The sequence below is a fragment of the Jidongwangia harbinensis genome (assembly GCF_020216025.1).
GTDB classification, from domain to species: Bacteria; Actinomycetota; Actinomycetes; order Mycobacteriales; family Micromonosporaceae; genus Actinoplanes; species Actinoplanes harbinensis.
In genome coordinates this window covers 15,248-29,242 of sequence record NZ_JAIWNC010000056.1, presented here as the reverse complement: position 1 = coordinate 29,242, position 13,995 = coordinate 15,248, and the positions used below count along the sequence as shown (strand labels likewise).

Annotated in this window: 15 protein-coding genes; 6 read left to right on the top strand and 9 right to left on the bottom strand. The window is 70.7% G+C overall.

What is annotated here, in order from left to right:
* Window positions 1-91: 91 nt before the first annotated feature.
* The 3 genes from LDL48_RS40095 to LDL48_RS40085 all read right to left on the bottom strand — a co-directional run bounded on the left by LDL48_RS40095 (window position 92) and on the right by LDL48_RS40085 (window position 3,569).
* On the bottom strand, window positions 92-1,060 hold the full coding sequence (locus tag LDL48_RS40095; protein WP_225260420.1) for a sporulation protein: 969 nt from the start codon (window positions 1,058-1,060) through the stop codon (window positions 92-94).
* A 71-nt stretch (window positions 1,061-1,131) separates the two neighbouring features.
* Window positions 1,132-2,208 (bottom strand): hemolysin family protein, encoded by a 1,077-nt coding sequence (locus LDL48_RS40090; protein ID WP_225260419.1) that lies wholly within the window; start codon window positions 2,206-2,208, stop codon window positions 1,132-1,134.
* Window positions 2,205-3,569, bottom strand: coding sequence for a hemolysin family protein (locus tag LDL48_RS40085; protein WP_225260418.1), 1,365 nt, complete (start codon window positions 3,567-3,569; stop codon window positions 2,205-2,207). The genes LDL48_RS40090 and LDL48_RS40085 overlap by 4 nt, the downstream gene beginning before the upstream one ends.
* Window positions 3,570-3,730: 161 nt before the next feature.
* Between LDL48_RS40085 and LDL48_RS40080 the strand changes: the two genes are divergently transcribed.
* Window positions 3,731-4,123, top strand: a complete 393-nt coding sequence (locus LDL48_RS40080; RefSeq protein ID WP_225260417.1) for a MerR family transcriptional regulator — start codon at window positions 3,731-3,733, stop codon at window positions 4,121-4,123.
* Window positions 4,124-4,406: 283 nt separating this feature from the next.
* On the opposite strand, the gene LDL48_RS40075 is transcribed toward LDL48_RS40080, so the two are convergent.
* The 4 genes from LDL48_RS40075 to LDL48_RS40060 form a co-directional block, all read right to left on the bottom strand.
* Window positions 4,407-4,826 (bottom strand): OsmC family protein, encoded by a 420-nt coding sequence (locus tag LDL48_RS40075; protein ID WP_225260416.1) that lies wholly within the window; start codon window positions 4,824-4,826, stop codon window positions 4,407-4,409.
* A gap of 27 nt (window positions 4,827-4,853) precedes the next feature.
* On the bottom strand, window positions 4,854-5,774 hold the full coding sequence (locus LDL48_RS40070) for a universal stress protein (RefSeq protein ID WP_225260415.1): 921 nt from the start codon (window positions 5,772-5,774) through the stop codon (window positions 4,854-4,856).
* Between the two features lie 65 nt (window positions 5,775-5,839).
* The gene (locus LDL48_RS40065) at window positions 5,840-6,346 is read right to left on the bottom strand and encodes a cyclic nucleotide-binding domain-containing protein (RefSeq protein ID WP_225260414.1); all 507 of its coding nucleotides are present in this window, start codon (window positions 6,344-6,346) and stop codon (window positions 5,840-5,842) included.
* Window positions 6,347-6,408: 62 nt separating this feature from the next.
* Entirely contained in the window at window positions 6,409-6,822 is a 414-nt protein-coding gene (locus tag LDL48_RS40060; protein ID WP_225260413.1) for an Hsp20/alpha crystallin family protein, read from the bottom strand.
* Between the two features lie 489 nt (window positions 6,823-7,311).
* Between LDL48_RS40060 and LDL48_RS40055 the strand changes: the two genes are divergently transcribed.
* The 4 genes from LDL48_RS40055 (at window position 7,312) to LDL48_RS40040 (ending at window position 10,380) form a co-directional block, all read left to right on the top strand.
* Complete coding sequence (locus LDL48_RS40055) at window positions 7,312-8,817, top strand: bifunctional aminoglycoside phosphotransferase/ATP-binding protein (RefSeq protein ID WP_225260412.1); 1,506 nt, start codon at window positions 7,312-7,314, stop codon at window positions 8,815-8,817.
* Window positions 8,817-9,035, top strand: a complete 219-nt coding sequence (locus LDL48_RS40050; RefSeq protein ID WP_225260411.1) for a PLDc N-terminal domain-containing protein — start codon at window positions 8,817-8,819, stop codon at window positions 9,033-9,035. The genes LDL48_RS40055 and LDL48_RS40050 overlap by 1 nt, the downstream gene beginning before the upstream one ends.
* A 219-nt stretch (window positions 9,036-9,254) precedes the next feature.
* Window positions 9,255-9,461, top strand: a complete 207-nt coding sequence (locus LDL48_RS40045; RefSeq protein WP_225260410.1) for a DUF1918 domain-containing protein — start codon at window positions 9,255-9,257, stop codon at window positions 9,459-9,461.
* Between the two features lie 37 nt (window positions 9,462-9,498).
* The gene (locus LDL48_RS40040) at window positions 9,499-10,380 is read left to right on the top strand and encodes a universal stress protein (RefSeq protein WP_372472299.1); all 882 of its coding nucleotides are present in this window, start codon (window positions 9,499-9,501) and stop codon (window positions 10,378-10,380) included.
* 52 nt (window positions 10,381-10,432) lie between these two features.
* Here LDL48_RS40040 and LDL48_RS40035 read toward each other — a convergent pair whose 3' ends face one another.
* Window positions 10,433-11,119: a CBS domain-containing protein gene (locus tag LDL48_RS40035; RefSeq protein ID WP_225260468.1), complete on the bottom strand. Its 687-nt coding sequence runs from the start codon at window positions 11,117-11,119 to the stop codon at window positions 10,433-10,435.
* Window positions 11,120-11,225: 106 nt separating this feature from the next.
* Window positions 11,226-12,152 carry a universal stress protein gene (locus LDL48_RS40030; protein WP_225260408.1) on the bottom strand — a complete coding sequence of 309 codons (927 nt, stop codon included), beginning with the start codon at window positions 12,150-12,152 and terminating at the stop codon, window positions 11,226-11,228.
* 216 nt (window positions 12,153-12,368) lie between these two features.
* Between LDL48_RS40030 and LDL48_RS40025 the strand changes: the two genes are divergently transcribed.
* Window positions 12,369-13,964, top strand: coding sequence for a glycoside hydrolase domain-containing protein (locus LDL48_RS40025; RefSeq protein WP_225260407.1), 1,596 nt, complete (start codon window positions 12,369-12,371; stop codon window positions 13,962-13,964).
* The last annotated feature ends 31 nt before the right edge of the window (window positions 13,965-13,995 follow it).

Here is a 13,995-nt window from a genome sequence, read left to right as displayed (position 1 = left end):
GCCCCCGGCCGCCTCGGCTGCCGCGTTCGACATGACCCCGATGCGGCGGGCGCTGTGACGGTGCGGTTGCCCGCACCGTCACGGCATCGTTCTATTCTTCTGCCCCGTCGTCCTCGAAGACTTCGTCGATGACCTCACCGGCGACGTAGCCGGCCGCGAGTCCTCCGGCAGCGCCCATGAGGACGCCGCCCATGCCGGATCCGTGACCGCCGGGGTGGTGGCCGCCGTGCGGGTGGCCGTGACCGGGCTGTCCGTAGCCGGGGGCGCCGTAGCCGCCGAGGTTCTGCCGGTGTTCGACGGCCTGCCGGATCCAGGCGTCGACCTGCTGGGTCCAGTCGAGGGTGTCGGCGGCGGCATGGTCGACGGTGTAGCGGCCGAAGCTGTCCTGGCTGCCGGTGAACATGCCGCCGCGCTTGTCGAACTCCAGGATGACCTCGACGGTGTGCGGGGTGGTCACGAAGGTCAGTTCGACCTCGTTGATGGCGTGCGCGTACTGGGGTGCCGGGAAATATTCGATCTCCTGGTAGAACGGCAGGCTCTGCGGCACGCCGGCGATCTGCCCGTACTCCAGGTCGGCACTCTTGAATCCGAAGCCGAGCTGGGCGAACGCGTCCAGGATGCGTTGCTGCGCCGGCAGCGGGTTGACGTGGATCGGGTCGAGGTCACCCTTGTCGACGGCACGGGCGATCGCGACCTCGGTACGCACGCCCATGACCATGCCCCGCAGCGGCTGGCCATAGACCGCGGTGATCGGGGTTTCCCAGGGCATGGCCAGTTGGAAGGGCAGGGACAGTTGCTGGCCGGCGGTCAGTCGCAGCGGGCCGCTGACGGTGGTGCGGTGGAACTCGCCGGTGGCGGCACCCTCGCCGTCGCCGCCCTCGATCTCCATCCGGGTGACCAGGCTCAGGGTGATGTGCTCGATCTCGACGTCGTGGTTGCCGCCGGTCAGGTTCACCTGCCCGGACGCCGAGCCGCCGGGTTGGGCGTTCGGGTCGGACAGCACCGTGTCGACGCTGGGACCGCCGACGCCGAGAGCGCCGAGCATCCGCTTGAAGACCACGTCTTTTCTCCTCCATGAGAGCAGTGTGGGCAGGTTCCCGGCCGGGCATGGTGCTGCGGCCGGACAGACGGTTAGCCGGGACTGATGGTGCGTCCGGCGCGGCGGGCGGCGTCGACGACCGGGTCGGTTTCGTCGTCGAACTGCCCGATCACCTGTTCCAGCAGGTCTTCCAGGGTTACCAGGCCGATCACCGTGGTGGTCTCGGCGACCAGGGCGAGGTGGCTGCGTCGTTGCCGCATCGTCGCGACGGCGTCCAGGACGCTGGTATCGGCCGGCAGCGACACCGTGGCGGTCATCAGGTCCCGTGCCGTGGCGGACCGCCGTGAGCTGGTGGCTTTGGCGGCGTCCCGGACGTGCACGACGCCCACGATCGCGCCGGCGTCGTCAGTGACGGGGAGCCGGGACCGGCCGGTCTCGGTGCTGCGCCGCTCGACCGCGCGGGCGTCGGTGCCGGCCGGGACGTCCAAGATGCGTGCGGTCGGCACCATCACCTCGCGTACGGTCAACGACTGCACCTGCAGCATCGCGGTGAGCAGTTCGTGTTCCGCGTCCGCGATGGTGCCGTGGTCCTTCGAGGTCTGCAGCAGCATGCGCAGCTGTTCGGCGTTGTGCACCTGGGCCAGTTCATCCTGCGGGGTCACCTTGAACAGGCGCAGGCAGGCGTTGGCCAGCCCGTTGAGCGTGACCAGGACCGGCCGGAGGACCGTGGTGAATCCGACGAACGGGATCGCCAGGATCTGCGCCGAGGTCTCCGGGTGGCTGATCGCCCACGACTTCGGCGCCATCTCACCGACGACGACGTGCAGGAAACCGACCAGGCAGACGGCCAGCACGAAGGCGATCACGTAGGCGGCCTCCTCCGGCAGGCCCACCTCGGTGAACACCGGTTCGAGCAGGTGCGCGACCGTTGGTTTGGCCAGTGCACCCAGGCCCAGGGTGCACAGGGTGATGCCGAGCTGCGCCCCGGCCAGCATCATCGAAAGTTGCCGGGTGCCGGTCAGGGCGGCGCGAGCGCCGCGCGAGCCGTCGGAGGCAGCGGTTTCGAGTCGATGGCGTTTCGCGGCGACCAGCGCGAATTCCGCGGCGACGAAGAATCCGTTGAACGCCAGCAGCATCACCGAAACGAGTAGCGACCAGGTGGTGCTCATGTGTTCACCGGCCCGTCGCTGTGGTGGTGGATGACGCTCAGGGCGACCCGGTCGGGTACGTGCCGACGCACGGCGAGCACCGTCAGCCGGGCCACACCCTGCGACCGCGAGCGCCCGCCGGCGTCGATCAGCGGTGGCAGCGGCACGTCGACCTGTTCGCCGGTGGCTGGGAGGTGACCGAGCCGGGCGAGGATCAACCCGGAGACGGTGTCGTAGAGGGTGTTGTCCGGGAGCCGGATGCCGGTGGTCTCGGCGATCTCGTCGACGCGGGCCCGGCCCGGGATCAGCCAGGATCCGTCGCGGGCGGGTTCGATGACTGGTTCGGGCAGGTCGTCCTCGTCGTGGATCTCACCGACGAGTTCCTCGGCGACATCCTCCAGGGTGATGATCCCGGCGAAGCCGCCGTACTCGTCGACCACGATCGCCATCTGCCGGTGTGCGGTCTTGAGCCGGTCCAGCACCTCGGGCAGCCGGGTGGCCTCCGGAACGGCCACCGGCACCGTGGCCAGCTCGCGTACCGGGGTGGTGGCCCGCACGTCCGGATCCAGGGTTACCACGTCGGCGATGGACGCCACGCCGACCACATCGTCCAGGCCGTCGCCGATCACGGGGAAGCGCGAGTGCCCGGTCTCCAGCAGGTCGACCACCCGAGACGCCGGCTCGTGCGCGCCGATGGTCGTGACGTCCACCCGAGGGCGCATCGCCTCCGCGGCGGTCCGGGTGCGGAAGTCCAGGCCGTGGTCAAGCAGCCGGGCGGCGCGTGCGTCGAGGGTGCCTTCGCTGCTGGCGTTGGCGATGATCCGGTCCAGGTCCTCGGAGGTGGCGCCCTGCGGCAGTTCCTCGATCGGTTCGATGCCGATGGCGCGTAGCAGCCGGTTCGCGGTGGCGTCGAACATGCGGATCAAAGGGCCCGCCACGGCCAGGTAGATCAGCGTCGAGCGGGACAGCGCCCGGGCGAGGGTCTCCGGTTTGGCGATGGCGAGGTTCTTCGGCGCCAGCTCGCCAAGCACCATCTGCACCACGGTCGCGAACAACAACGCGAACACCACCGCGATAGAGGTGCTGGCCGTCTCGGACAGGCCGGTCACACCGAGCAACTCGGCGGTCCCCCGACCCAGATACGGCTCCGCGACATAGCCGGCAAGCAACGCGGTGACGGTGATACCCACCTGGGCACCGGACAGCACGAACGACAACCGCTGCGTCACCCGCAACGCCCGTTGCGCCGCGGCGTCGCCGCGATCAGCCATCGCCCGCAGCCGTTGCCGGTCCACGGCCACGTAGGCGAACTCCTGCGCCACGAAATAGCCGGTCGCCGCCGTGAGCAGCACGATCGCGAGAACACCAACGGTGATCAGCACGAAAGGTCACCGCCGACGCGGCACCCACAGCGTGTCAAACAAGGCCGGGTCATACCCGGCCGAATACTGCAGCCCTCACCCGTATCATCAGACACAGACCGCAAACTAGCACGTCCAACTGTACGGTTGCTGAACGCCGATCCGCCCGGGAGGCCAACGAGGTGAGCAACCTTCTACGCATCGGCGAACTCGCCGCCCAGTCCGGCGTCAGCACCCGCACCGTCGACTACTACACCCAACTCGGCCTGCTGCAGACCGCCGAACGCACCGGTGGCGGATTCCGCCTCTACGATCCCGCCACCGTCGACACCATTGCCACGATCAGACAGCTCGAAGAACACGGCCTGAGCCTGCAGACCATCGCCACCGCGATCAACGGCGCCGGGGACACCGACCTGGCCTCAAGAATGGACAACCTCGCCGCAGGACTCAAAGCGTTGCAGGAAGCAGCCGAGAGCGCACCACACACTCAAGCACTGCTCACCCTAATAACCGCCCGGGCACACACCCTCATCGAATTGGCACTGGCCATCATCGACTCACCGCTCGTCTGACACCAACGGCGATCCGCCTTCCGGCGCAGCCCTCGGAATCACCACCCACCGGCACCCGCGACCGGCGCCGCCCGGATCGACGATCCGGGCGTTGGTAGCGCCCTGCCCGATCAGGGTCAGTACCTGAGGCTCGCGCCCGGTGACGGCGTTCAGCGACATTGAACGCTCCGCGTCGGCGATGGACGTTCGACCACCATTTCGATGAGGCGTCGGGTCACGCACGCGACCTGCTCGACTGCGCCTGACGGTGACGGCCCCGACGAAGGTGTCTCGCTGACCGCCGTCAGCCTACCCGCAGGTCGATGCGCGGCGGGTCGGTCAGGCTGTTGTGCACGGTGCAGTGGCTGGCGACCGCGGCGAGTGCGGGTATCCGTTCGGCGGGGAAGCCGGCCGGTGGGTGCACCACGATGCGGATCGAGGCGACCCGGGCCGGCCGGTCGCTTGCCATGGCGAAGCCGGCGCGCACCTGCATCCCGGCACGGTCGAAGCCGTGTCGGGTCAGGTACCGGCCGGCGTAGTAGGCCACGCAGGCGGCCAGGGAGGCCACGAACAGCTCGGTCGGGGTCGGGGCGAGGTCGGCGCCGCCATCGGTGGCCGGCTGGTCGACCCGGATGCGGTGACCGCGGACCTCGATCTCGTACTGCTCGCCGCCGCAGGGCGTCACGTCGAGCAGTTCCACGTCCGCAGCGGTTGTGTGCGTCATGGTGTTGCCTCCCATCGGTGCGGACGTTCAACCGATCAGGAACACCGGGCAGTGGGCCTGTTGGATCACCGACCGGCTCACCGAACCGAGCACCGCGCCGGTGAGGCCGCTGCGGCCACGCCGCCCGAGGATCACCGCGGCGGCGTTGCGCGAGGCGTCGATCAGCGCAGCCACCGGCTCGTCCCGGTGCATCTGATGGTGCACGGTGACGCCCTCGACTGTCTGCATGCGGTCGTAGAGGGTGGCCGCCTCCCCCGCGTGCAGCTGGATCAGCTCGCAGCCGCGGACCCGTGCCTCGGCCATGGCGAACTCCTTCGCACGCGCCGCGGCCGGGGAATCGTCCACGCCCACCACCACGGGCCGCCGCGCGAACTCCGGTCCGGGCGGCCAACCCGGCACCCGGACCACCAGGACCGGTCCGGGATGGTGAGCGGCGACGTGGTCGCCCACGGTCATGCCGAATGCCGCTCCGGCGGTGCCGTGCCGACGCCCCACGACGACGAGGTCCGCGTCCTTCACCGCGTGCAGCAGGGTTGCTGCGGGCGGGCCGGCCTCCAGCCGACCGATCGCCGGGACCGTCCGGGAATGCGCGTGGACGCGGTCGACCATCCGCTCGAGCAGCTGCGCGCCGCGGTCCCGGCCCTGATGGCGGCCGAGGCTGTGCTGCACGTGTACCAGGCGCAGGTTCCAGCCGTGCACGTCGGCCTCGACGGCGGCGTGGTCCAGGGCCACGCAACTGTCCGGCGAGTCGTCCACCCCTACCACCACGAGTCCAGCGGGCCGCGCCGGGACGGGCGCACGAGTCGGCGTAGGCACCCGGGCCGTCTCCCGGTAGAAGGTCGCGCCCAGATAGCGGCTCAGCGCCTCGCTGTAGCGGGTGGGGCGACCGAGATCGGCGGCATGCTGCCGGGATTCACGTTCCGTTCTGTGCCGGTCGAAGTCTGTCATCGCGCACCTCCCGCGCCGAGGCGTCCTACCTTCAGCACAACGCGCGACGGCTGCGGGCGCCAGAGTCATTGGTCCTGCGGTACCGGGCTGGGACTCCTCGGTGTGGTCTCGGGATAGGCGTACAGCTCGGCCAGACGGACCCGGGTGGCGTGCAGCCGCTCGGCCATCACGGCCAGGAATCGGGTGGTCAACTCGCGGCCCAGTTCCGCGTCCTCGGCGAGGAGCCGGCGAACCCCGGCCGCGTCGAGCTGGACAGCCTGGCATTCCGCGGCCACCACGGCACCCAGCGACCAGCGGTACGGCGGCAGCAGCCAGGACCAGCCGACGACGCCCTCGGCCCCGATCCGCTCGATGACGATGTCGCCTCGCCCCGGGACGTGGAAGTCGAGGGCGACCGCGCCGGAACGCAGCAGCCAGAAGCTGCCGGCCGGGGCACCCTCGTGGAACAGCCGGACGCCGGCGTGGCGCAGCGCCGGCCGTCCGTGCATCGCCAGCCGGTGCAGCCAGGTGGCCGGCACGTCCGCCAGGAACGGGTGCAGGGACAGGTGGTCAAAGACGGTCAGCGGCGCCATGGGCTCCTCCGCACGCATGCAGGTGGGACCCGGCCGTGGCGGCGGCCGGATCCCACGGGGCTTCACTTGGCCTTGCCCTTGCCTACCGTGATCGTGATGGGTTTGGCCCCGGACTCCGTTTCGCCGACGAGCGCGGTGATCTCGAGGATGCCATCGGTGTAGGTGGCGCTGAGCGTGTCCGCCCGGACGCCGGCCGGCAGTGGCATCGTGCGGTAGAACGTGCCGTAGTGGAACTCGGAGCGGCCCTTCTCGGCATGCTCCTCCTTGCGTTCCACCTGCAACCGCAGTTCGCCTTCGGCGAGCGTCAGATGCACGTCCTTGGCCGGGTCCACGCCGGGAATCTCCGCACGCAACACGTAACGGTCCTCCTCCACCGCCTCCTCAAGCCGGATGACCGGGCCCACCATCGGCAGCCAGGACAGTCCGAAGTCGAACGGATTCAGCATCGTGCCGCGGAACCGCGTGAGTGTCGACATGGCCCTGACCTCCTTTCGCATAGCTGTCACCACCATCCGATCTCTGCGCGTGCGGTGCCGTCCAGTGCCGAACGGCCCGGACCCGGTCACCGCTTTCAACGTCACCCGCTGGGCCGGTGTCAGCGCACCGGAAGGCTGGCCGAGAACGTCCGTGCCACAGAATCGAGTCCGGTCCCGCCATTCGGTGCCGTTGTGTCGGACACGCCGCCTCCCTCACGCCTTCAGGTGCACCGGCTGGTGAGGGAACTGCTCGATGTCACCGGCGGTCACGTCGAGCAGCTGGTACGCGAGTCCGCGAGCGCGCGGGCGGTGGCGAGTTCGTCGCCGATCTCCGGCACCTCCTTACCGTCGGCAATGCTCTCTTCATCCCAGCGCCGCCGCGTCACCGGACCCAGTGCCGTTGGTCCCGGCCGCAACGTCCGAAGCCCCTTGCCGCCGGCACCTCCCGGCGACACGGTGGAAGGGGAAGCAACCCAGGTGAGGTGGGCCATGGGCGCCGTCAACCACGCCGCAACGATCGAGACGCACGCGGCCGCGCTGTTCTTCGTCGGCGATCGGGCGTACAAGATGAAGAAGCCGGTGAATCTGGGCTTCCTGGACTTCCGCAGCCGGGCGGACCGCGAAGCGGCCTGTCACCGTGAGGTGGACCTCAACCGCCGCCTTGCCCCCGACGTCTACCTCGGCGTGGCCGACGTGCTCGGCCCCGACGGGCGGCCCTGCGACCATCTGGTGGTGATGCGCCGGATGTCGGCCGACCGGCGGCTGTCCTCCCTGGTCCGCGCCGGGGTACCGGTCAGCGGTCACCTGCGGCGCCTGGCTCGCGTCCTGGCGGCCTTCCACGCCACTGCCCGGCGCGGCCCGGCGATCTCCGCCGAGGGCACCTGCGAAGCGCTGAGGCAGCGCTGGGACGACTCGTTCGCGATGCTGCAGCCGTTTCACGGCGGCGTCCTCGACGCCGCCGTCGCCGCACGCATCGAGACGCTCACCCACGACTTCCTCGCCGGCCGGGCACCGTTGTTCGACGACCGGATCGCCGCCGGGCGCATCGTGGACGGACACGCCGACCTGCTCGCCGACGACATCTTCTGCCTGGACGACGGTCCACGCATCCTCGACTGCATCGAGTTCGACGACCGACTGCGCTACGTCGACATGCTCGACGACGCCGCGTTCCTGGCCATGGACGTCGAGCATCTCGGCGCGGCCAACGCAGCGCGGGACTTTCTGGACCGGTACGCCGCATTCAGCGGCGACACCGCACCGGCGGCGCTGCGCCACCATTACCTCGCCTACCGGGCGTTCGTCCGCGCGAAGGTGGCCTGTCTGCGCCGCACCCAGGGCGACGCAACCGCGGCCACGGACGTCGCCGACCACGTCGACCTGACGCTGCGGCATCTGCGGGCCGGCGTGGTCCGGCTGGTGCTGGTGGGCGGGTTGCCGGGAACCGGCAAGTCCACGCTGGCCGGCCGCCTTGCCGACCGGCTGGGTGCGGTGCTGATCAGCAGTGACCGGATCCGCAAGGAACTGGCCGGCCTGGACCCCGCCTGCGGGGCCGCCGCCGCCTACCGGGGCGGGATCTATACCGCGCAATGGACCGAGCGCACGTACGCCGAGCTGCTCCGGCGCGCGCACCGGCTGTTGGAGCGTGGCGAGAGCGTGGTGCTGGACGCGTCCTGGATCCGTGACGCGCCGCGCCAGGCCGCCCACCGAACTGCCGCCGACACGCACAGCGTGCTGGTGTCGCTGCGCTGCACTGCCGATCCTGCCACCGTCGACGAACGTCTGAGGCGGCGCGCCGCGGCCCGTGACTACCGATCGGACGCCGACGCGGTGATCGCGGCCGCGCTCGCCGCCGACGCCGACCCCTGGCCGCAGTCGCGGGCGGTGCCCACCGGCCGCCCCGCCGACCTGGTGGAACGGGACGCGCTGGCGATGATCCGGCGGGCCGAGACGCCGGCGGCAAAGGACCCTTGCGAGGTGAAGGAGAACCGCTGATGAACCACCGGCGATGGAAGGAACTCCCCCACTGGCAGCAGACCGCAACGCTGGTCCTGGCTCCGGTGGAGTTGGCGCTAACCGCGACCACGGCGATGGACCTGGCAGGCCGGCCACGATGTCGCGTCCGTGGCCCCAAAGCGCTGTGGTGGCTGGGCATCTTCGTGCAACCGTTCGGGCCGGTGGCCTACCTGGTCTGGGGCCGGATCCGGGAATGATCCGGTTTACGGGACCATCGGCCCTGCCGGAGGACCACGCCGTCGCGAGATTCTTGCCGTGTCACCCACCGGACGCTCGGCGAAAGGTCGTAGCGGTCGAGAGACATGGACGTGGCTGATGCGCCACCAGACCCACCGTCGCCAAGACGGGCATCGGCCGACACGACGCAAACCAGCGTTCGGTGGGTGTCGGACAAGCACCTCGCATCGGGAGGCACGATGTTCGCGCACATCGGCGACCGGCTGGTCGTAGAAGGCACCCATCTCGGAGACGTCCGCCGGGTCGGCATCATCACCGCCGTCACGCACACCGACGGGGCTCCGCCATACACGGTGCGGTGGCTGGACGACGGCCGCACAAGCCTGATCTTCCCCGGCCCGGCGGCGCGGGTCGAGCCACCCACCCCGCACCCGGTGCACGCCTGAGACAACCCGTAGAGAGGACCGCGTAACCATGCCCGCATTGACCAGAGGCCCTGTGGTGGTGGGCATCGACGGTTCGCCGCGCAGCCTGGACGCGGTCGAGGTGGCCGCCGCCGAAGCGGCGCTGCGCGGACGTCCGCTGCGGATCGTGCACGCTCTGGTGTGGCCGACGATCCATGTCACGCTCCCGCCCGGCGTCACGCAAGCACCGGACAGCGCATTCCTGGCCCAGGCCGAGACGTATCTGGACGAGGCAGTGCAGGCCGCCGCCAAGACCGCTCCCGAAGTGACGGTGACCTCCGAGATCGTGACCGGAGCGCCGGTACCGGTGCTGCTCGGCGAGACCCCGCGCGCCGACCTGCTGGTGCTCGGCGACCGCGGCCTGGGCCAGTTCACCGGCCTGCTCCTCGGTTCGGTCGCGGTACAGACCGCTACCCACGGCCGCTGTCCGGTGCTGGTGGTGCGCGGCGAGCGGCGCCCGTCCGGGCCGGTCGTCGTCGGTGTCGACGGTTCCCAAGTCTCGGCGAAGGCGATCGATTTCGCCGCCGAGGAGGCCGCCCGGCGGGGCGCTGCGTTGGTCGCGGTGCATGCCTGGCGCACCCCACCGGTGACCATGCCCGGTGACATGACTCCGCTGGTCTACGACCCGGAGCTCCTGGCCGCCGTGGAGGAGCGGGTGCTCGTCGAGTCGATCGCGGGCGTGCGCGAGCGCTACCCGGAGCTGCCGGTGCGGCACGAGATGGTGCAGGGTGCCGCGGGCCGGGTGCTCACCGACCGGTCGCGCGACGCCCAGTTGATGGTGGTCGGTGACCGCGGCCACGGAGGCTTCGCCGGGCTGCTGCTCGGCTCGGTCAGCCAACATCTGATCTACCACGGTGCATGCCCCGTCGCCGTCGTCCGCGGTGATCGGGAGAGCGACTGAACCGCGCCGGCGGCGGCCACCGAAGGTGACCGCCGCCAAGCACTGTCCCCCTTCACGCCACACCGAACGGCATGCCGGTGCCGAGGACGGCGCTGTCGTCGAAGTCGTACCCGAGTTTGTCGATCACCTCGACCACACCGCCGACCTGGCGGATCAGCCGGTCCGTCACGATCGTGGTGGACCAGCGCTCGACGCGTCCGGTGAGCGTGACCACACCGTTGTCGACATCGGCTTGCACAGACCCGCCCCGCTTCGGCAGGTAGGTGCCCAGCACGTCGCGCACCTCGGCGATGATCTCGTCGTCCGGGCGCAGGTGCACCTTGAGCAGGTCGCCGCGCGACACGATGCCGACCAGGCGGCCGAGGTCGTCGACGACCGGGAGCCGTTTGACGCCCTCGTCGTCCATCAACCGCGCCGCGGCCGCGATGGACGTGCCGGACTGCACGACGACCGGCGGAGTGCTCATCACCTCGGCCGCGGTCCGCCCGCCTGCCTTCGCGCGATCCGCGCGGCGCCGCCGGCCGTCGAACATCCGGGGTTCCTCGTCGCCGGCGTACTCGATCTTGCGGAGAAGGTCGGCCTCGGAGACCACACCGCTCACCCGCTGGAATGCGTCGGCCACCGGAACCGCGCTGAACCGGTTGGCGACCAGCAGATCCACCACGGCACGGTAGGGGGCCGTCTCCGGGACGCTCACCACCGCCGTGGTCATGACATCGTCTACGCACCATTTCTTCATCACGCGACCTCCTTGTCCCTTTACCGCGAACGCTAGGCGCGCGGCGGGCCATAGGTCAGGGCCGAGCGGCCCCCGCCGGCGGGACCTGCGTCCGCCCGGTCGCGGATCAGTCCACGGTCGCCGGCGGGCCGAGCGGGGCGCGGGCGATCATCGGATGCTGCCACTGCGGCGGCACCAGCAGCACCGGGCAGGCCACGGTCCGCATCATCGCCAGTCCCAGCGAGCCGTAGAGCAGCTCGGCGAAGCGGCCGTTGCGGCCGATGCCCGCGACGAGCAGCCGGCCGCGACGCGACGCGCGTTCCAGCGTGTACGCCACGTCCAGGTCATGCAGGACCAGGCGTTCCACTTCTACGTCCGGACAGGTCGCGGCCCATCCGGCCATGACCTCGGCGAGCTGGCGGTCCGCCGCGGCCCGGTCGGCGGCGTAGCCGGCGCTGACCGCTGCCCGCGTGGCGGCGTTGCGAGCGGACGGACGCGTCCACACGTGTACCGCGACGAGCCGGGACATCGACAGCGACGCTTCCTCGAAGGCGCAGGCGAGCGTCGCGGTGGCGCTGCGCCGGGCCGAGACCGCCACCACGACCGGACCACGTTCCGGCGCGGCGCCGCGGTGCACCAGCAGCGGGCACGCGCAGTGGTGAGCCAGGTAGGCGGCCGTCGAGCCCCAGCCGTGCCGGGTGAGCGCGTCGTCCCGGTGGCCGACGACCATCAGCTGCGCCCCGGCGGACTGCTGGGCCAGCGCGCCCGCGGCACCACCGGCCACCAGAGCGGTGCCGACCTCGAGGCCGGGGGCCCGGTGCCGGGCGCGCCGCTCCGCGATCTCCAGCAGATGCCGTCCGTCCTGCTCGGTGGGCATGGGATTCGCCGCCCACCGGCCGCTGTAGCGGCCCGGCCAGGCATGCACAACCAGCAACGGCGCATGACGGCGCTCCGCCTCGACGACCGCGAGGTCGAGCGTGTCGCCGTACGTACGGGAGCCGTCGATGCCGACCACGACGGACGGGGTCTGAGATGTCGACGCAGCGCTGAGCATATCGGCACGGTAGGCCGGTGCCGGCGAACCGCGGCAGCGCCTGCGGCCCCTCCGGGACGGGCCAAAGGGCCCGAAACCAGGGCGACTGCGGGCGCGCCAGCGGATCAAGGACTCCACCGACACGATCCGGCACGCACGTCGGGCCGTTCGCCCCTGGCGGGCTCGGGCCGCCCTCTGATGGGCTCGACAGGGCCATTTACGGTCGAGGAGGCCGACATGGATCAACCCCGTAGATTCCGCTCCCATCCGCCCGCCGGCCGCGTCGCGATCGCCGCGGCGACCGGGCTTGTCTCCGCTATCGCCCTAGCAGCGCCCTGGGCTCCGCCCGCCGCGGCCGATCCCGGTGCCCAGCCGGGTACCTACACCGGTCCGGGTTTCGACGCCTGCACCGCGCCGTCCAGCGCGACGATGCAGGCCTGGCTCGAGTCGCCGTACCGCGCGCTCGGCATCTACTTCGGCGGCAACAACCGCGCCTGCACCCAGCCCAACCTGACCGCCGAGTGGGTCACCGAACAGCAGGCCGCGGGCTGGCACCTGATGCCGATCTATCTGGGACCGCAGGCCTCGTGCACGACCTCGAACAAGCGGTACCGCATCGACGACACGCAGGCCGCAGTGCAGGGCCGCGCGGCCGCGGACGACGCCGTCGTCCAGGCCCAAGCCATCGGCCTGGCCCGGGAGAGCGTGCTCATCTACGACATGGAGGCGTACGCCACCGGCAACGCGACCTGCCGGGCCGGGGTCTACGCGTTCCTCAGCGCCTGGACCGCCCGGCTGCACGACCACGGCTACCTGTCCGGCTTCTACAGCAGCATGTCGTCCGGCGTGGCCGACCAGGTGGCCAACTACACCGCCGCCGGGTACGTCCGCCCCGACTACCTGGACTTCGCCCGCTGGGACAACGTCGCCACGGTCACCGATTCGGCCATTCCGGCGGCGTACTGGTCGCCGCACCGCCGGATCAAGCAGTACCGCGGCGGCCATGACGAGACCTGGGGCGGCGTCACCGTCAATGTCGACAACGACTACCTGGACGTGGCGCCGCTGCCGTCCGCACGCTTCGCCGATTTCACCGGCAACGGCTGGTCCGACGTGCTCGGCGTGGCCCGTAGCCTGGACGCCCTGGTGGTCTACCCCGGCAACGGCACGGTGCTGCAGATGTCGGCGTCGCAGCCGATGGGTACCGGGTGGACCGCGATGAACGCCGTGCTGCGGATCGGTGACCGCAACGGCGACGGGCACGAGGACGTGCTGGCGCGGCAGGCCTCGAACGGCGACCTGTGGTTCCACCCGGGCACCGGGTCGGGCCTGGGCGACCGGACGCGGGCCGGAGCCGGTTGGAACACCGTGCGCGAGATGACCGCGCCCGGTGACTTCAACCGCGACGGCTATCCCGACCTGATCGCGGTGCAGGGGGCGAACCTGTATCTGTACCGCAGCACCGCCGATGGCCAGTTCACCCCACGGGTACAGATCGGCACCGGCGGCTGGGACGCGATGAGCGAACTCGCCGGTGTCGGTGACTTCGACCGTGACGGGTACACCGACATGGTCGCCCGGTCCACCAACGGCAATCTTTACCTGTATCCCGGGCGCGGCAACGGTTTCGCCGCGCGCAAACAGGTCGGCACCGGCTGGGGTGCGATGCGCGATCTGGTCGGCGTCGGCGACTTCAACCGCGACGGGTACACCGACCTGGCCGCCGCCACGACATCGAGCGGCGTGATCTATCTCTACCCGGGGACCGGCACCGGGTTGCGGGCCCGCGTCCAGATCGGCGCGGGCTCCACGAGCCGGACCCCGTTGGCGTAGACCTCACAACCGGCACGTCGGACCGGGGATG